Origin of the sequence: Butyricicoccus sp. AF35-5AC, from assembly GCF_003477715.1 — a bacterium.
Lineage (GTDB): Bacteria > Bacillota > Clostridia > Oscillospirales > Butyricicoccaceae > Agathobaculum > Agathobaculum butyriciproducens.
This window is the reverse complement of sequence record NZ_QUDX01000008.1, coordinates 461-19,121: the sequence shown is the minus strand read 5'-3', so window position 1 is coordinate 19,121 and position 18,661 is coordinate 461. Positions and strand designations below refer to the sequence as shown.

20 protein-coding genes are annotated in these 18,661 nt (G+C 55.9%); 19 read left to right on the top strand and 1 reads right to left on the bottom strand.

The window, feature by feature from the left end; genetic code table 11:
* Positions 1-2 precede the first annotated feature (2 nt).
* Positions 3-2,081 (top strand): S-layer homology domain-containing protein, encoded by a 2,079-nt coding sequence (locus DWZ82_RS10605; protein WP_118480729.1) that lies wholly within the window; start codon positions 3-5, stop codon positions 2,079-2,081.
* Positions 2,082-2,105: 24 nt separating this feature from the next.
* The gene (locus DWZ82_RS10600; protein WP_118480727.1) at positions 2,106-2,579 is read left to right on the top strand and encodes a hypothetical protein; all 474 of its coding nucleotides are present in this window, start codon (positions 2,106-2,108) and stop codon (positions 2,577-2,579) included.
* Positions 2,580-2,639: 60 nt separating this feature from the next.
* Here DWZ82_RS10600 and DWZ82_RS10595 read toward each other — a convergent pair whose 3' ends face one another.
* Entirely contained in the window at positions 2,640-3,950 is a 1,311-nt protein-coding gene (locus tag DWZ82_RS10595; RefSeq protein ID WP_118480725.1) for an alpha-amylase family glycosyl hydrolase, read from the bottom strand.
* A 99-nt stretch (positions 3,951-4,049) separates the two neighbouring features.
* Between DWZ82_RS10595 and DWZ82_RS10590 the strand changes: the two genes are divergently transcribed.
* From DWZ82_RS10590 to DWZ82_RS15865, 17 genes are all read left to right on the top strand, one after another.
* Complete coding sequence (locus DWZ82_RS10590) at positions 4,050-4,421, top strand: hypothetical protein (RefSeq protein ID WP_147356927.1); 372 nt, start codon at positions 4,050-4,052, stop codon at positions 4,419-4,421.
* Positions 4,422-4,548: 127 nt separating this feature from the next.
* A complete protein-coding gene (gene rplS, locus DWZ82_RS10585; protein ID WP_110436593.1) occupies positions 4,549-4,890 on the top strand; it encodes a 50S ribosomal protein L19 in 342 nt (113 codons plus the stop codon).
* A gap of 125 nt (positions 4,891-5,015) precedes the next feature.
* Entirely contained in the window at positions 5,016-5,582 is a 567-nt protein-coding gene (gene lepB / locus DWZ82_RS10580) for a signal peptidase I (protein ID WP_110436594.1), read from the top strand.
* Position 5,583: 1 nt separating this feature from the next.
* Positions 5,584-6,441, top strand: a complete 858-nt coding sequence (gene ylqF / locus DWZ82_RS10575) for a ribosome biogenesis GTPase YlqF (RefSeq protein ID WP_110436595.1) — start codon at positions 5,584-5,586, stop codon at positions 6,439-6,441.
* A gap of 56 nt (positions 6,442-6,497) precedes the next feature.
* Positions 6,498-7,115 (top strand): ribonuclease HII, encoded by a 618-nt coding sequence (locus DWZ82_RS10570; RefSeq protein ID WP_117490719.1) that lies wholly within the window; start codon positions 6,498-6,500, stop codon positions 7,113-7,115.
* Positions 7,112-7,462 (top strand): YraN family protein, encoded by a 351-nt coding sequence (locus tag DWZ82_RS10565; protein ID WP_119214827.1) that lies wholly within the window; start codon positions 7,112-7,114, stop codon positions 7,460-7,462. The genes DWZ82_RS10570 and DWZ82_RS10565 overlap by 4 nt, the downstream gene beginning before the upstream one ends.
* A gap of 2 nt (positions 7,463-7,464) precedes the next feature.
* Positions 7,465-8,427 (top strand): dipeptidase, encoded by a 963-nt coding sequence (locus DWZ82_RS10560; RefSeq protein ID WP_118480719.1) that lies wholly within the window; start codon positions 7,465-7,467, stop codon positions 8,425-8,427.
* 100 nt (positions 8,428-8,527) lie between these two features.
* Positions 8,528-10,021, top strand: coding sequence for a threonine synthase (thrC, locus tag DWZ82_RS10555; protein WP_118480717.1), 1,494 nt, complete (start codon positions 8,528-8,530; stop codon positions 10,019-10,021).
* On the top strand, positions 10,021-10,722 hold the full coding sequence (locus tag DWZ82_RS10550) for a metallophosphoesterase (protein WP_116704875.1): 702 nt from the start codon (positions 10,021-10,023) through the stop codon (positions 10,720-10,722). The genes thrC and DWZ82_RS10550 overlap by 1 nt, the downstream gene beginning before the upstream one ends.
* Positions 10,723-10,800: 78 nt before the next feature.
* Entirely contained in the window at positions 10,801-12,132 is a 1,332-nt protein-coding gene (gene tig / locus DWZ82_RS10545; RefSeq protein WP_118480715.1) for a trigger factor, read from the top strand.
* 165 nt (positions 12,133-12,297) lie between these two features.
* A complete protein-coding gene (gene clpP / locus DWZ82_RS10540) occupies positions 12,298-12,879 on the top strand; it encodes an ATP-dependent Clp endopeptidase proteolytic subunit ClpP (RefSeq protein WP_117490728.1) in 582 nt (193 codons plus the stop codon).
* A gap of 52 nt (positions 12,880-12,931) precedes the next feature.
* Entirely contained in the window at positions 12,932-14,248 is a 1,317-nt protein-coding gene (gene clpX, locus DWZ82_RS10535) for an ATP-dependent Clp protease ATP-binding subunit ClpX (RefSeq protein ID WP_118480713.1), read from the top strand.
* A gap of 132 nt (positions 14,249-14,380) precedes the next feature.
* Positions 14,381-16,795 (top strand): endopeptidase La, encoded by a 2,415-nt coding sequence (lon, locus tag DWZ82_RS10530; protein ID WP_118480711.1) that lies wholly within the window; start codon positions 14,381-14,383, stop codon positions 16,793-16,795.
* 1 nt (position 16,796) lies between these two features.
* Complete coding sequence (yihA, locus tag DWZ82_RS10525) at positions 16,797-17,408, top strand: ribosome biogenesis GTP-binding protein YihA/YsxC (RefSeq protein WP_227109736.1); 612 nt, start codon at positions 16,797-16,799, stop codon at positions 17,406-17,408.
* Complete coding sequence (locus tag DWZ82_RS10520) at positions 17,409-17,801, top strand: hypothetical protein (RefSeq protein ID WP_117490730.1); 393 nt, start codon at positions 17,409-17,411, stop codon at positions 17,799-17,801.
* A gap of 159 nt (positions 17,802-17,960) precedes the next feature.
* Positions 17,961-18,281: an SCP2 sterol-binding domain-containing protein gene (locus DWZ82_RS10515; RefSeq protein WP_158575197.1), complete on the top strand. Its 321-nt coding sequence runs from the start codon at positions 17,961-17,963 to the stop codon at positions 18,279-18,281.
* Positions 18,282-18,390: 109 nt separating this feature from the next.
* Positions 18,391-18,516 carry a hypothetical protein gene (locus tag DWZ82_RS15865; RefSeq protein WP_256129151.1) on the top strand — a complete coding sequence of 42 codons (126 nt, stop codon included), beginning with the start codon at positions 18,391-18,393 and terminating at the stop codon, positions 18,514-18,516.
* Positions 18,517-18,661: the final 145 nt, after the last annotated feature.

Here is an 18,661-nt window from a genome sequence, read left to right as displayed (position 1 = left end):
TTATGAAAAAACGCTTACTATCTGCTTTCCTGTGTGCAGCGATGCTGGCAACGATGATACCGGCAGCGTTTGCCTCCGATCTGGACGGACACTGGAGCAAAAACTTTATCGAATATCTGGATGATGAGGGCATCATCAATCCGAGTGCGACCACCGGCAAGTACGAGCCGGAGCGCAAGGTCACTCGTGCGGAGTTCATGCGCTATGTCAACCGCGCGTTTCACTTCACGGAGAAGGCAAGCATTTCGTACAGCGATGTGCAGTCCAACTCATGGTACTACGACACGGTGCGCATTGCCGAGAAGTACGGCTACATCAACGGCACCGGCAACGGCAGGATGAATCCGGAGGGGTATGTCACCCGTGAGCAGGCGGCGGTTATCCTCGGACGGCTGTACAAGGCCGATCCGGGTAATGTAAAACCGGCAAACCTGTCTTTTAAGGATAAGACGAAGGTTGCGGCGTGGTCGGCAGGCTATGTCAAGGCGGCTGTGGACAAGGGCATCATCACCGGCTACAAGGATAATACCTTCAAGCCGACCAAGGTCATCACCCGCGCAGAGCTGGCGAAGATCCTGTACTATTATCTTGGAACCTCGCTCTCGACGGCAGGAAAAGCGTATACCGGCTCCGACCTCAAGAGCGATACCGCGAACGTCACCATCTCGGAAAGCTGCACGCTGTCCGATGCGACGATCGATGGCGACCTGTACCTGACCGAAGGTCTGGCTTCGGATGCGGTACAGCTGAATGACGTGTACGTCAAGGGTACGATCATCGTAGCCGGCGGCACGGTAACAATGACGAATACAATGAGCGACCACATCGTTGTGTCCTCGCCTATGGGTCGCCTGCTGCAGGTTACTGCGGCAGGCGCCGCTCGTTTTCCGAGCACAGAGGTTCGCAGCACAGCGGTGCTCTACGAGAAAAAGCTGACCACCCCAGGCTATGAAGGCTTCGCGGATGTAAAAATAAACGGCGATAAGAAGGTTTCGCTGACGCTGGATGCGGATATCAATCATCTGGAGTTGGATACCGAATCCACGGTTTCCACCACCGCGAATGCGTCGGTCTACCGCATGACCGCCAGCAAGCCTGCGTCTGTCACCGGCTACGGCACGATTTATCAGGCGGAGATCAAGAGCAGCGGCGTGAGTTTTGCCAGCAGCGTGCGGGTCTCCGGCTACACGATCGCAAACGGCGTGACCGCCACCGCAGGCGGACAGACGCTCACGGGCAGCGTGACGGCGGCTGTTTCGCCGGAAAGCATAGCGGTCGATTTGAATAACCTCTCTGCACTGGGCAAAAATGTTGCGGTCACCGTGCCGAACGGTCTGAAAATTGAGAAAATCGAGAGTAACGGTGCAGTCCTCACCGCAGGCACGGACTATACGCAGACCTCGACCGGAGCCGCCATCAGCGCGGACTGGCTGGGAAGGCTGCCGCGCGGAAACTACAAGCTGACGCTGACGCTCTCGGACGGCAAAACGGCGGCAATCGCCATTGCGGTTACCGATTCTTCGGTGAGCGAAAATGTGCAGAATGCGTCTTTTGACCGCTATTACAAGTCGGAAAAGTACGCAGATGTGCACACACGCCTGAGCGGCGCCAATACCTCGGAGGATATCCGGGATGTGGTGCTCGGTCTGTCGAGCATCGACTACACGTTCGATTCCTCGACGCGTTCGCTCATCCTGCCGCGCGGTGTGCTGGCGCAGCTTCGAGCGGGCAGCTACACCATCAGCGTTGAGCTGAAAAACGGCAAGACCGAGGCATTCACCCTGACCGTGAGCGATTCCGCACCGACCGGCGAAAGCTGGGCGGTCGAGGAGTACAACACGTTCTCGCCGAGCGAACCGAAGTTCACGCTGCCGCTGACGCGCACAAGCCTGAAAAGCGTGATCGTGAACGGCGATACGCTGACCTCAAACAAGGACTACACGGTCAGCGGTCAGACGCTGACGCTCAGCAGATCCGCGCTGGAGAAGTACCGCAAGGACGGTGCGCTCGTGACGTTCACTGCCGCGCTGACAGACGGCTCGAATTATTCGCTCGTTATTGATTATGTGAAGCGGAAGTAACTTCGTGTAAAGGAGCGTGATGAAATGAAAAAGGCAGCAGGCTTTATCGTTTTACTGATTTTCATGACGGGATTGATCGGCTGCAGTGGAAAAACGGTCAAGCTGGACTTGCCGTTTACAGCCGATGATGTGGAAAGTGCTGTAATGTATCATTTCGAGGGCGTTCCTATAGCGGCAGAGAAGAAAATCGTTACAGAAAAAGATGATATCAAAGCGCTGTACGAGCGGCTGGAAGGTCTGCCGCTCAAAGATAAGACGATAGATGATAGCGGTGACGGAGGAGATGTGACCAGTTTTCGGTTTCAGCTTTCGGACGGGACCGACTATGAACTGCTCTATGTTTGCAACGGCGTGAAAAACGGCTATCTGGCTTCGCAGACAGGCGGATTTCGCTATTTCACACGTGCGGATATCGGCGCCTGCTGGAATGGCTTGAATCAAGAACTTGTGGCAGAACCTGCCGATCAGAGCGAACTGCCGGAATACGATCCGACATAAAGGCATAAAAACCCTCCGTATGAAACCATACGGAGGGTTTTCTCGATCTTACGGGTACGCTCAGCACTCACACTTCCAGAAATAAGCCGAGTACGGAGGCAATTCGCTGCCGCCGCCGAAGTCGTGCATTTCTCCGGTAATGAGGTCCACAGCACGGCCGCAGCGTGCGTCAAAGTGTGCGTGGTACGGCTGCTCGTCGATATTTACCGCAACGAGCACGCGTTCGCCGTCTGTCTCGCGCTCCCAGATGCACTGCTTGTTGGTGAGCACAAGCTGCTTGAAACCGCCGTAGCAGAGCGCGCGGCTTTCGCGGTGCGCCTTCGCCATTGCGGTGATACGGGAGGTCAGGTCGTTCACGATCGGCTGCTCGAACGAGGGGCGCAGAGCGTCATCGCCGTCCTGCTTTTTGCCCTCGGCACCCCATTCGCTGCCGTAGTAGATGCACGGAATGCCGGGCATGCCGAACAGCAGCGCGTAGATCAGCGGCAGATGCGCCGGATTCTGCAGGATGGACGCAACGCGCGTCACATCGTGGTTATCCACAAACGAAAGCAGGTGCTTGCCTTTATACAGCGTCCAGTTTTCCGGACCGAACTGGCGCAGCAGCGAATGCGTGATCTCGAACAGGTTGTAGCTGTTCATCGAGGAATACAGACCCTTGTAGCACTCGTAATTCGTGCAGGAGTGCAGCATGCCGTCTCCGACAAACTGGTTGTAATCGCCGTGGAGCAGTTCGCCGACGAGGAAAAAGTCGGGCGAAAGCGAGTCGCAGAAGCCGCGCAGCGCACGGATGAAATCCTTGTCGAGACAGTAGGCCACGTCCAGCCGCAGACCGTCAATGCCGAATTCGTCCTTCCACTGCCGGATGCACTCGAATATGTGGTGCTGCACATCCGGATGGCGCAGATTGAGCTTTACCAGCTCAAAATGACCTTCCCAGCCCTCGTACCAGAAGCCGTCATTGTAGTTTGAATTGCCGTCAAAGGAGATGTGGAACCAGTCCTTGTAGGGGGAATCCCATTTTTTCTCCTGCACATCCTTGAACGCCCAGAAACCTCGTCCGACGTGATTGAATACGCCGTCCAGCACAACTTTGATGCCGTGCTCGTGCAGCGTTTTGCAGACGGCGGCGAAGTCCTCGTTGGTGCCGAGACGGCAGTCCACGCGGCGAAAATCGCGGGTGTCGTAGCCGTGGCTGTCGGACTCAAAAATCGGGGAGAAGTACACGGCATTGCAGCCGAGCGACGCGATATGCTCCGCCCAGTCGCTGACCTTGCGGATGCGCGGAACAGTCACGCCGTCGTTTACGCGCGGCGCACCGCAGAAGCCGATGGGATAGATCTGATAAAATACGCTTTCGTATGCCCACATGAAAAACACTCCTTTACATCGGGTAGCATTTTCAGTATAATAAAAGTGAATAAGAAATGCAAGCGATTTGCGATAAAAATTATGCAAGATGGCGATAAAATGCGAAAAAATTCTTGTGCTGCGGGATTGGGGATTTGTCTGCTTTTATGCGCTTGCGGTCAGCAAAAGCCGATTAGATTGCTTGCCGACGCAGAAATTGTATCCACAGATAGCCGAAATCAAACAATCACTGTGCGGGATGCGGGAGAGACGACCGTATTCGGCGAGCATGGCACGGCAGACTGCTCGAAAGCAGCACTTTCTGCTTACAATTCCGACTCCGGCAAAACGCAGGAAATCGGCTTTGAGGACCTGCAGGTGGGAGATTACGTTGTCATCGGCCTTTATGAAAACGAGAAGGCGCAGGCACAGACCGAGACCGTGCACGCCGAGTCTGTCGAGCGAATGAGACAAAAATCTGCGCAGGATTGAAAAAACACTTGCAATCCGCCGCATGATATGATATTATAGTCGAGTAACAATGAACACGGGCATTCCTCTGCTCATTTATGGGTTTACGATGCGGCAAGAATGTCTAAGACGAAAGGAAGACTAAAAAATGGATCTCGTTAAAGTCCTGTCCGAGCAGCAGCTCAAGAGCGATCTGCCCACTCTGAAGATCGGCGACACCGTTAAGGTACACGCAAAGATCAAGGAGGGCAACCGCGAGCGTATTCAGGTATTCGAAGGCATCATCATTGCTAAGAAGCACGCTGGCGTAAACCAGACCGTAACCGTTCGCCGCATTTCTTACGGCGTAGGCGTAGAGAAGACCTTCCCGGTACATTCCCCGAACGTTGCTAAGTTCGAGGTTGTTCGCAGCGGTAAGGTTCGCCGTGCTAAGCTGTACTACCTGCGCGGTCGCGTAGGCAAGGCTGCCAAGATCGCAGAGAAGGTTTAATTCTAACATTACAACCGAACAAAAACGGGGAGCTTTTGCTCTCCGTTTTTTGTTTTCACTTGCGCATACGCTGTATTATCGCTATAATAATATTGTATGCTATCTTTTTGATGGAGGAAATCATAATGCAGCAAACCGAAAATAAAAAGAGTGAGGGACGCTTCTCGAGCGAGCTGTTCGGCTGGGGCGAATCCTTGATGGCGGTTCTGGTGTTCTTCGTGGTCGTATTCACGTTTTTCGTGCGCCTGATCGGCGTGGACGGCATGAGCATGTACCCGACCCTCGAGGATCACAGCATCATGCTGGTAAGCAACCTGAACTATACGCCCGAGCGCGGAGACGTTGTCGTGCTGCGCAAGGAGGGTTTTTACAACAATCAGCCGATCGTCAAGCGCATCATTGCGACCGGCGGCGATACGGTGGACATTGATCCCGTAACCGGCGACGTGAGCGTCAACGGCGAGGTTCTCGATGAGCCGTATATCAACGAAACGATCGACGTACTCGAGCATATGGGCGATCTGACCTATCCGCAGACCGTACCGGAGGGCTGCGTGTTCGTCATGGGCGACAACCGCAATGCCTCTACCGACAGCCGCGACAGCCGTCTCGGCATGGTGGATGAGCGCTACATCCTCGGTCATGTGCAGAGCGTGGTTTTCCCAATCAGCGATTTTGGAACGGTGAAGTAATATGAATATTCAATGGTATCCCGGACATATGACAAAGACCCGCCGGCAGATGGCGGAGTATATCAAGCAGGTGGACGCGGTCTGCGAGGTCGTGGACGCACGCATTCCGCAGGTGTCCCGCAATCCGGATATGGATGAGATTGCAGCAGGCAAGCCGCGCATGATGATCCTCAACCGCATCGACCTGGCCGACCCGAACATGACGGCTGTCTGGGCGAAGCATTTCCGTGAGCAGGGCATGGCGGTCATCCAGACCGACAGCCGCAGCGGCAACGGCACGCAGGCGTTCTCCGGTGCGGTTCGCACGCTGCTGGCGGACAAGATCGCCCAGTGGAACGAAAAGGGTCTGGTCGGCAAGTCCGTCCGCGTGATGGTCGTCGGCATCCCGAATGTGGGCAAATCCACGTTCATCAACCGCATTCTCGGCAGAAAATCTGCCAAGGCGGCAGATCGTCCGGGTGTAACGCGCGGCAGCCAGTGGTTCCGCGTGGAGAGCGGCATTGACCTGCTCGACACCCCGGGCATCCTGTGGCCGAAGTTCGACGATGAGCGCGTCGGTATTCTGCTGGCGTGCACGGGTGCGATCAAGGACGATATTCTGGACGTTGAGACGCTCGGCTGCAAGCTGATGGAGCTGCTCGCAGAACAGGCGCCGCAGACCATCATCGACCGCTACAGCATCGCCATCCCGGAGGAGGAGTGCGATTTCCTCGGTTATGAGCTGCTGCAGCAGGCGGGCAGGCGCCGCGGTTTCCTGCTGCGCGGCGGTGAGATCGACACCGAGCGCATGGCGCGCATCCTGCTCGATGAGTTCCGCGGCGGTGTTCTCGGCCGCATTACGCTCGAGAAGCCGGAATAAACCAACATTTCGAGGGCGAACCGCAGTGTTCGCCCTTGGTTTTAGGAGAGACAAACATGACTTGGGAATACGAAGAAAAAGCATGGGCGAACGGCTACGGCTCGGTGTGCGGCGTGGATGAGGCCGGACGCGGTCCGGTCGCCGGACCGGTGTGCGCTGCCGCAGTTATCCTGCCCGCTGGAATCGTCATCGAGGGACTGAACGACTCGAAAAAGCTCAGCGAAAAGAAGCGTGAGAAGCTGTTCGACGAAATCACGGAAAACGCGCTTGCGTGGTCGGTTTCGCTCGTGGACGAGCGGGTGATTGACGAGATCAACATCCTGCAGGCGACTTACCGCGCGATGAAGCAGGCGGTGGACGGTCTGACACGCCCGGCGGATTTCGTCTATGTGGACGGCAACCGCTCACAGGGACTCGAGCAGCCGCACGAGTGCGTGGTCTCCGGCGATGCAAAAATTCCGTCTGTGGCGGCAGCCTCCATCATCGCCAAGGTAACGCGAGACCGCCTGATGCGCCAGTTCGCCGAGCAGTACCCGCAGTACGGCTTTGAAAAGCACAAGGGCTACGAGACCAAGGCGCACGATGAAGCCCTGCTTATGCACGGCCCATGCCCGATCCACCGGATGACATTCCTCAAGAAATTTTACGAAAAGCATCCGGATGCACCGCGATGAAGGGCGCGTGGGGAGAAAAAGCGGCGCGGCTGTACCTCGAAAAGCGCGGCTGGCACACGGCAGCGACGAATTTCCGCACCCGGTTCGGTGAGATTGACATTATCGCGGAGAACGCGCAGTATGTTATCTTTGCGGAGGTCAAGACGCGCAAAAACGCCCGCTACGGTCCGGCGTGCGAAGCCGTCACACCGGCCAAGCAGGCGAAGATCATCGCCGCTGCGCAGGCATGGCTGCAGGAGCACCCGACCGAAAAGCAGCCGCGGTTTGACGTGATTGAGGTTTACGGCGAGGAAAACGCATCGGTTCCGCCGCGCATCAACCATCTGGAAAACGCCTTTGGAGGGTGAGTATGAAGCTGTTTGATCTGCACTGTGACACCATTTACGAGTGCTGCGAGACAGGAAAACACCTGCGGGAGAACGATTTACATATCAATTATGCAGCAGCGCGCAGGTATCAGCCGTATGTGCAGTTTTTTGCACTGTTCTGCGGCGCGAGACAGCCGTATTCGCCGGAAACGCGCGACTGTCTGCTCGATACGCTCGCCGATGAGCGGTTCGACCGCATGCTGACGACTGCCAGACGCGAGTTTGCCGCCAACGCCGACTGGCTGACGTTCTGCCGTTCGGCGGCGGATATTCGGGCGGCAGTGGAGGCGGGAAAGGCGGCGGCGCTGCTCTCTATCGAGGGCGCGGAGCTGCTGCCCGACCGGCCGGACGCGCTCGACTATGTTTACGACGCCGGTGTGCGTCTCATCACGCTGACGTGGAATTACCGCAGCCGCTACGGCTGCTCATCCGCCGTGGATCAGAACGAGGGTCTGACCGAGCTGGGCAAGCAGCTGGTCCGTGACTGCGGCGAGAAGGGGATAATCGTTGATGTATCTCATCTGTCCGACCGCGGGTTCTGGGACGTGTGCGAGGCAACCGACCGTCCGTTTGTTGCGACGCACAGCGATTCGCGGGTTCTGTGCCGCAACTCGCGCAACCTGACCGACGAGCAGTTCGCCGAGATTGCAAACCGCAGGGGACTGGTCGGCGTCAACCTGTACACGCCGTTCCTCGTGCGGCAGAGCGATTCGGTGATCGATGACGCCATCGACCACATCGAGCGTTTCATCGGCATGTACGGCGAGAAGGTGGTCGCGCTCGGCTGTGACTTTGATGGCTGCGATACCCTGCCGATCGGCATTGACGGTCTGGCGGATATGTATCGTCTGGCAGACCGCATGTTGACACTTGGCTACAAGCAGGAAACGGTCGATGGGCTGTTTTATGACAACGCATTCAACTTTATGCAGAAAATGTTGTGACAGGACGGCGGAATTTCCACGGAATTGCCTATTGCCCAAACATACATATTTGCTATACAATAGAAGGAGTAATCAAAACCACTGCGGAGGTTGTAAAAATATGGATTATGTAAGCACAAGAAATAAGGAGCGCAAGGTTTCCGCGGCATACGCCATCGCCAACGGTATCGCACCGGACGGCGGCCTGTACTGCCCGACCGCGTTTCCCACGCTTACCGACGCGGATTGGAAAACGCTTGCGGAGAGCGATTACAAGGGCCGCTCGGCGCTTATTCTCGGCAAGTTCCTGACCGACTTTACGGCGGAGGAGCTGGCGGACTTTGCGTCCAAGGCTTACGCCGATGAAAAGTTCGGCGGTGCAGATACCGCACCGGTGGTAAAGCTGGGCGAGGGCAAGAACCTGCTCGAGCTGTGGCACGGTCCGACCTGCGCGTTCAAGGATATGGCGCTGCAGATGCTGCCGCACCTGCTCACTGCGTCCCTGCGCAAGACCGGCGAAACCCGTACCGCCTGCATTCTGGTCGCTACCTCGGGTGATACCGGCAAGGCAGCGCTCGACGGCTTCCACGATGTACCGGGCACCAAGATTATGGTGTACTATCCGGTGGACGGCGTATCGCCCATGCAGAAGCTGCAGATGGTAACGCAGGAAGGCAAGAACGTCGAGGTTGTAGCTATCCGCGGTAACTTTGACGATGCACAGAGTGCGGTAAAGCGCATCTTCACCGATGAGAATACCCGCGCAGCGCTCAACAAGGACGGCATGATGCTGTCCTCGGCAAACTCCATCAACTGGGGCCGTCTGGCGCCGCAGATCGCGTACTACGTTTCTGCGTACTGCGATATGGTTGCCGCAGGCACCATTGCACAGGGCGACAAGATCAACGTCTGCGTACCGACGGGCAACTTCGGCAACATCCTTGCGGCGTACATCGCCAAGAAGATGGGTCTGCCGGTCAACAAGTTCATCTGCGCGTCCAACCGCAACAACGTGCTGACCGACTTCTTCAAGAAGGGCGGCGAGTACAACCGCAACCGTGATTTCTTCACCACGACTTCTCCGTCGATGGATATCCTGATTTCGTCCAACCTCGAGCGTCTGCTGTTCTTCGCTTCCGACTTCAACGATAAGCTGGTTGCTGAGCTGATGAACAAGCTGAACACCGAGGGCAGCTACAAGGTAGCTGAGGACGTATTTGCCAAGATCGAGGCTGAGTTCGACGCAGGCTGCTGCGACGACAGCCATGCGGCTGATACCATCAACAAGCTGTGGAAGGACGAGAACTACCTGTGCGATACGCACACCGCAGTTGCCGTTCGTGTATACGAGGACTACCGCGCACGCACCGGCGACGAAACGCCGACCGTGATCGCGTCCACCGCGTCTCCGTTCAAGTTCTGCCGCTCGGTCATCGAGGCGCTCGGCGGTACGCTCGAGAACGACGACGTTACCCAGCTGGAGGTGCTCTCTCAGCTGACGGGTGTACCGGCACCCGCTCCGCTCGCCGCTCTGGCAGGCAAAACGCCGCGCTTTGACCGCGTGGTAGACAAGGCCGACATTCTGTCTACCGTCGGTCTGCTCAAGGATCTGTAATGGCGCTTTATACGCTTGCCGATCTGCACCTTGCCGCCGATGTAGCCAAGCCGATGGATATTTTCGGCGGCCGGTGGCAGGGGCACACGGAAAAGATCATCAAAAACTGGCGTGCGCTTGTTGCGCCGGAGGACACCATTGTTTTGGGCGGGGATATTTCGTGGGGCATCAACCTTGCGGAAGCGAAAGGCGATTTTGCGCTGATCGACTCGCTGCCGGGCAAAAAGATCATTTTGAAGGGCAACCACGATCTGTGGTGGGAAACCGCCTCCAAAATGCACCGTTTCTTAGATGAAAACGGATTTACTACCATTGATTTTCTGCATAACAACTGTTTTTTCTATGAAAAGACCGCGCTGTGCGGCACACGCGGCTGGCCCTTCGAGGAGGACTTCGCCGACCCGCACAACGAGAAAATCTTCAAGCGCGAGCTGCTGCGGCTCGAGGCATCGCTGAAGCTCGGCGCTGCCGCAGACCCGGAGGAGATACTCTGTTTCCTGCATTATCCGCCGCTTTACGCATCCTACCGCTGCGGTGAGATCATCGAACTGCTGCATAAGTACGGTGTAAAGCGCTGTATTTACGGACATTTGCATGGAAAAAGCCTGAGTCATGCCGTAACAGGTGAGCAGGAAGGAATTGAATGGAAGCTCGTCTCCGGAGATTTTGTGGATTTTATCCCGATTTTTCTGAAAAAATAGAAAAAACTATGGAAATTCTCAAAATAATCTGGTAGAATGATTTAGATACAATCGAAAGTAAGTAAGGAGATTGGCAACATGGAACTGAAAAACACTGAAAAGCAGGAGCACAGCGTCGTTGCTCTGACTATCGAGATCACCAAGGCTGAGTTTGAAGCAGCTAAGGACAAGGCATTCAAGAAGACCGGCAAGAACATCACCGTTCCGGGCTTCCGCAAGGGCAAGGCACCGCGCAAGATGATCGAGAAGCTGTACGGCGAAGGCGTGTTCTTTGAAGAAGCTTTCAATATCATTTACCCGGACGCTATGGAAATGGCTGTTGAGAAGTCCGGCATCAAGCCGGTCGGCCGTGCAGACGTTGATCTGGGCGACCCGGCAGAAGAGGGCGGCCTGACCATCATCGCCAAGGTACCGGTTGAGCCGGAAGTTGAGCTCGGCGAGTACAAGGGCATTGAGGTTGAGAAGGAGACCGTTAAGGTTCTGCAGGCTGACGTTAAGGCAGAGCTGAACCGCATGGCTCAGCGCAATGCCCGCACCGAGACCGTAGAGCGCAAGGCTAAGAAGAACGATACCGTTGACATCGACTTCGAGGGTTTTGTAGACGGCGTTCCGTTCGAGGGCGGCAAGGCTGAGCATCACGAGCTGACTCTGGGCTCCGGCGCATTCATCCCGGGCTTCGAGGATCAGCTGATCGGCTGCAAGGCCGGCGACGAGAAGGACGTAGTTGTTACCTTCCCGGAGGAGTACCACGCTAAGGAGCTGGCAGGCAAGGAAGCTACCTTCAAGTGCAAGGTACACAAGGTTGAGGAGACCATCCTGCCGGAGATCGACGACGAGTTCGCAAAGGACGTTTCCGACACCTGCGAGACCCTTGACGATCTGAAGAAGGAGATCACCGAGCGTCTGAAGGCAGAGCGTCAGGAAGCTGCTGACAACGCTTTCGAGGAGAAGGTTCTGGACGCTGTAATCGACGGCATGAAGGCTGACATTCCGGCTGCTATGATCGACTCCCAGGTTGACACCATTGTACAGGACTTCGGCTACCGCCTGCAGATGCAGGGCATGGGCCTTGAGCAGTACCTCAAGATGACCGGCACTGAGATGGGCGCATTCCGCGCAATGTTCCAGAGCCAGGCAGAGCGTCAGGTGAAGACCCGTCTGGCACTGCAGAAGGTTGTAGAGCTGGAAGGCATTACTGTTTCCGACACGGAACTCGAGGAAGAGTATGCTAAGATGGCAGAGCAGTACAAGATGGAAGTCGAGAAGGTTAAGGCCATCGTATCCAAGGAAGCTCTGGAGGGCGATCTGAAGATCTCGAACGCGCTCGAGTTCATCAAGAAGAACGCCAAGGTTAAGAAGGCAGCAAAGAAGAAGGCTGCTGAGGAGACCACCGAGGAGACTGCAGAGTAATTTCTGCTGATTCCCCAAAGCGCGCAAACAACAGCAAACCAAACGCTTAGCGTTGGTTCATAAGAAAAGCGCGAGCGACGCTCGCGCTTTTTCACCTATATTCAAGGAGGACAAAATCTGCGCTTTTTCGCAGCTTATCCACCTTGCTGAAAGGAGTTTTCCCAAGTGAGTTTAGTCCCTATGGTCGTAGAGCAGACCGGCCGCGGCGAGCGTTCGTTTGATATTTACTCCCGTCTGCTGAATGACCGCATTATCATGCTGTGCGATGAAGTAAACGACACGACCGCTTCTCTGGTCGTGGCTCAGCTGCTTTATCTGGAAGCACAGGACCCGGATAAGGATATTTCGCTGTATATCAACAGCCCCGGCGGCTCCGTAACCGCAGGCATGGCGATTTACGACACCATGAACTATATCAAGTGCGATGTTTCGACCATCTGCATCGGCATGGCGGCTTCCATGGGCGCGTTCCTGCTGTCCTCGGGCGCTAAGGGCAAGCGCTACGCGCTGCCGAATGCTGAGATCATGATCCATCAGCCGTCTGCCGGCACGCAGGGTCAGATCACTGATATGGCGATCCATCTGAAGCGCCTTGAGATCATCAAGAAGCGCATGAACAAAATCCTGTCCGAAAATACCGGCAAGCCGGTTGAGACCGTGACGGCTGACTGCGAGCGCGATAACTTCATGACCGCAGACGAGGCGGTTGCATACGGCCTGATCGACAAGGTATTCGATAAGCACTAAGGCAATTCTGCATTGTCGTAATTGTAATTTTTTCGTAGTATAGAGGTGGCATATGCCAAGTTATGATGATGGAAAAGAACTGAAATGCTCGTTCTGCGGCAAGCCGCAGAGCCGCGTGCGCAAGCTGATCGCAGGACCGAACGTGTATATCTGCGATGAGTGTATCGGCGTATGCACCAGCATTCTGGATGACGAGCTGGATCTCATGCCGGAGTACGAGCCGCAGAGCCATGCACTCGTAAAGCCCGAGCACCTGCCGACGCCGCAGGAGCTGAAAAAAGTGCTCGATGAGTATGTTATCGGTCAGGATCGCGCGAAGATTGCCCTTTCAGTTGCGGTTTACAACCACTACAAGCGCATCTACCATCCGGAGACCGAGGTAGAGCTGCAGAAGTCCAACATCCTGATGCTGGGTCCGTCCGGCTCGGGCAAGACGCTGCTGGCGCAGACGCTGGCCAAGACCCTGCAGGTTCCGTTCGCAATCGCGGACGCGACCACGCTGACCGAGGCCGGCTACGTCGGTGAGGATGTCGAGAACATCCTGCTGCGACTGATTCAGGCGGCGGACTTTGATGTGGAGCTGGCAGAGCACGGCATTATCTACGTCGATGAGATCGACAAGATTGCCCGCAAGAGCGAAAACCCGTCCATCACCCGCGATGTTTCGGGTGAGGGCGTACAGCAGGCACTGCTGAAAATGCTCGAGGGCACAGTTGCCAACGTACCGCCGCAGGGCGGACGCAAGCATCCGCACCAGGAATTCATTCAGATCGACACGACCAATATTCTGTTTATCTGCGGCGGTGCATTTGACGGTATCGAGGGTATCATCCAGAAGCGCACCGGTAAGCAGGGCATGGGCTTCGGTTCTGAGGTAAAGGGAAAGGAAGACGAGCAGACCGACCGTCTGCTGGCCAAGATCGAGCCGCATGACCTGATGAAGTTCGGCCTGATCCCCGAGCTGATCGGTCGTCTGCCGGCCATCGTTTCGCTCGATACGCTGGATAAGGACGCACTTGTCCGCATCCTGCAGGAGCCGAAGAACGCACTGGTCAAGCAGTACGAAACGCTGTTCGCAATGGACGGCGTAGAGCTGAAGTTCCAGCCGGAGGCGCTGGAGCGTGTGGCTGAGGTCGCACTCGAGCGCAAAACGGGTGCCCGCGGTCTGCGCGGCGTGCTGGAGAACGTGATGACCGACATCATGTTCCGCATTCCGTCCGACGAGACCGTCTGCCGCGTGGAGATCACGCCGGGCGTTGTGGACGGTACCGGTGAGCCGGTTGTCGAGCACGGCGAACGCACGGCTGTTCCGGCGGAAAAGAAGCCGCCGAAAAAGGCTTCGCGCAGAAAGCCGACCAAGAGCGCATAATCAATCAAAACCAATACGGGCGGGGAACGAGATTCCCGCCCGTATTTTTAACGTTCAACGCCTTTACAAACCCCGGAAGATATACTATACTGAAACTAATAGACAATTTTCCGTGCAAGGAGAAACGAATATATGACAGAGCTTAACGGAATCGTCCTCAGCCGCCTGCCGGTGCTGCCGCTGCGCGGACTGACGGCGTTCCCTAATATGATCGTCCACTTTGATGTGGGCAGAATGATGTCGATTCGCGCACTGGAAGCGGCAATGAAGAACGGACAGACCATCTTCCTGACTGCGCAGCGCGAACTCAAAACCGATACGCCGACGCCGAGCGACCTGTACCAGATCGGCACGATCTGCCAGATTCGCCAGATCCTGCGTCTGCCGGGCGACAATATCCGCGTGCTGGTCGAGGGCAAGACCCGTGCGCTTGCGCACAACTTTATCGCCGCCGAGAAGGACGAGGACTGCATGTATGCCGAGGTTGAGGAACTCGAGGACTACGTTTACGGCGTGACCGAACGCCGCGCGCAGGCACTCGTGCGCACTGCACAGGAGCGCTTCGGTGAGTACGCGCAGTATGCGTCCCGCCTGTCGCCCGATGTGGAGCTGACCGTAGCCGAGGGCGGCGATCCGGGCTATCTGGCGGACTATATCGCCCAGAATATTCCAGTCGATGTGGCAGCCAAGCAGGAAATCCTCGAAGAGCTTGGCATTACCCGCCGTCTGGTGATGGTGATCCGCATGCTCGGTGAGGAGACCGAGGTCCTCAAGATCGAAAACGAGATTCAGGACGAACTCAAGACCCAGATCGACAAAAACCAGAAGGAATACTACCTGCGCGAGCAGATCAAGGTCATTCAGACCGAGCTCGGCGAGCAGGACGTAGCCGCAGAAGCGGAAAGCTACCGCGCGCGCGTGCTCGACCTCAAGCTGCCGAAGGAGTGCGAGGACAAGCTCATCCGTGAGGTGGACCGCTTTGCCAAGCTGAGCGGCTCGACGGCTGAGCAGGGTGTCGTGCGTACTTATCTGGATACCGTGCTCGACCTGCCGTGGAATAAGAAGAGCGAGGAACGCCATGATCTGGCGGAAGCACAGGCGATCCTCGACCGCGACCACTATGGCATGGAGAAGGTCAAGGAACGCATTATGGAGTTTCTTGCTGTCAAGAGCCTTGCGCCCGACCTCAAGGGACAGGTGCTGTGTCTGGTCGGCCCTCCGGGTGTCGGCAAGACCTCGATTGCCAAGTCCGTTGCAGAGGCTATGGGCCGCAACTACACGCGCATGAGCCTCGGCGGTGTGCGTGACGAGGCGGATATCCGCGGTCACCGCAAGACCTACATCGGCGCGATGCCGGGCCGTATTATGGATGCGCTGCGCCGTGCCGGTACGTCCAACCCGCTCATCCTGCTCGACGAGATCGACAAGATGGGCAACGACTTCCGCGGCGATCCGGCATCGGCGATGCTTGAAGTGCTGGACACCGAGCAGAATGTTGCCTTCCGCGACCACTACATTGAACTGCCGTTTGATCTGTCCGACGTGGTGTTCCTGACGACTGCGAACGATCTTTCGACTGTTCCGCGTCCGCTGCTCGACCGTATGGAGGTTATCGAGCTGCCGTCCTACACGGCGGAGGAAAAGCGCCTGATCGCACGCCGTCACCTGCTGTCCAAGCAGATGAAGAAGCACGGCCTGAGCGAAAATCAGCTGATCGTGGACGATGAAACGCTTGATGCGATCATCAGCGGCTACACCCGCGAAGCAGGCGTGCGCCGGCTTGAGCAGGTGCTCGCCAAGCTGTGCCGCAAGGCGGCCAAGCATATCGCGGACGGTGACGAAAGCCTGACCGCAACCAAGGAGAACCTCGAGGAGCTGCTCGGCACGGCGACCTTCAAGGACGATCTGGTCAGCAAGAAGGACGAGGTCGGCATTGTAAACGGTCTCGCGTGGACGAGTGTCGGCGGTGAAATGCTTGAGGTTGAGGTGGCGGTCGTGCCGGGCACCGGTAAGATCGAAATCACCGGCAATCTCGGCACGGTCATGCAGGAGAGCGCCAAGGCGGCTGTGACGTTCGTGCGCTCCAAGGCAGAGTCGCTGAACATCGACCCGATGTTCTACAAGGACAATGATCTGCACATTCACTTCCCGGAGGCAGCGATTCCGAAGGACGGCCCGTCCGCAGGCGTGACGATCACCACGGCGCTGATTTCGGCATTGACCGGCGCGCCGGTTCGTCACGAGGTTGCCATGACCGGCGAGGTAACGCTGCGCGGCCGCGTGCTGCCGATCGGCGGTCTGCGCGAGAAAACCATGGCGGCGTATCGCGCGGGTATCAAGACTGTGTGCATTCCGAAGGACAACGAGAGCGATTTGAAAGACATCGTGCCGGTCGTTCGGGAAAACATCAACTTTGTCATTGCGGAGCACATGGACACGGTGGTGGAGACCGCGATCGACTTTTCGCGCCGTCCCAAGCAGAAAAAACGCAAGTCCGCACCGGTAAAGCGTGCAGCGGACTCGGCATCGACAACGGTGGTACAATAATATGGAAATGAAGAAACCGAATTTGCATAACGCGGAATTCCTGCGCTCGGCGGTGAAGGAAAGTGATTTTCCGCACGACCCGCTGCCGCAGATCGTGTTTGCGGGCAAATCCAACGTGGGCAAAAGCTCGGTCATCAACAAGCTGCTGAACCGCAAGAACTTTGCGCGTGTCAGCGCACAGCCGGGCAAGACCATTCACATCAACTATTTCACGATTGACAAGGCTATGTATCTGGTCGATCTTCCGGGCTACGGCTACGCGCGCGTTTCCAAGGCCGAGCAGCAGCGGTGGGGTGCTCTGATGGAGACCTACTTTGCAATGGATCTGCTGACGCTGGGTATCCAGATCGTGGACATTCGTCACAAGCCGACGCGCGACGATATGACGATGGCGGAGTGGTTCCGCGCATCCGGTAAGCCGTGGGTGATTATCGCCAACAAGCTGGATAAAATTAAGAAGAGCCAGCTTGAGGGCAATATTGCGGAGATTCGTCAGACATTGCTGTTGCCGGAGGAAGTGCCGGTCATTCCGTTCTCGGCAGAGAAGGGATTCGGTCGTGATGAGGTGCTCGACCTGATTTTCGAGCACGTTTGCGGAAAGGAAGAGGCATAAATGGATTTTTTCCGCCGTTTTATGGCAGGCCGCTACGGCAGCGACCCGCTCAATAACGCACTGCTCATTCTCGGCATTGCGCTCATTATCGTAGCGCGCATTCTCGGCTGGGCGTGGATGAACGTATTCATTCTTGCGCTGCTGTGCCTGTGCTATTTCCGCATGTTCTCGCGCAATATTCAGGCGCGGTATGCGGAGAATGAAAAGTTCATGAGATGGTGGCGTCCGGTATCGAACAGGATTCGCGGTGCACAGGGCCGTTTCGCTGACCGTAAGACACACTGCTATTTCAAGTGTCCGGAGTGCGGTCAGCGCCTGCGCGTGCCAAAGGGCAAGGGAAAGATTATGATTACCTGCCCGCATTGCCACACTAAATTCGATCGAAAGACCTGAAATGAACTGTTGATTACTGTTCAATTTATAAAACGACTGTGCATTAAAAATTGCACAGTCGTTTTGTTACGGTTTCACGGCTAAATCACCAAAATTATCCTTGCTTTTTCTTGCATGTGTTGTATAATAAAGATAGAAAATAGAGCAGGGGTGAGTCCGATGGATATTGATCAGCTGATTGGAAAGTTTTACAACAGATTAAAGAAAGCCGATATTGCCGGCACGGAAGGCAAGGTTGCGGTGCAGTTTAATCTTACGGGCAAGATTACAGGTGTATTCTACATCGAAATCCTGAACGGCAATGTGTCCGTTATGCCGTATGAGTATATTGACCACGATGCAATCGTTTCCGGTTCGGTGACGAATCTGGAGAAGATGCTTACCGGCAAGCTGGTTCCGCAGGTTGCTATCGCTGAGGGCAAGATCAAGGTGGAAGGCAACGTGGATAAGGTTATGCTGCTGGCAGAACTGATGAAGTAATGATGCAAAGCTGCATAGAGGAAGACCCGCCGTACTTTCAGGCGGGTCTTTTATGTAAAAGCATTCGAAGCGGTACATGCTGTAGTTATACAAGGAGAAATGCTCAAAAATGAATAAAAAACAGAAAAAAGCCAAACTGACACTGGATATTATTGCGTGCGCGCTGTCAGCGGTAAGCGCAGGACTGTCGATTGCGGCTTTTGTAATCAGTCTTGTGCGGAGAAACGAGAAATAAATGTCGGATAGAGACGAAAAAACTCTTGACATTTGCTCCGGGATTTGGTATTCTATTAAAGCTGTCTCTCAGAGACAGGCGCAAAACCGAAAAGTTTGATTTAGAACCGATTGAGGTTCTGAAAAAGAATTTGAAAAAAGTTCTT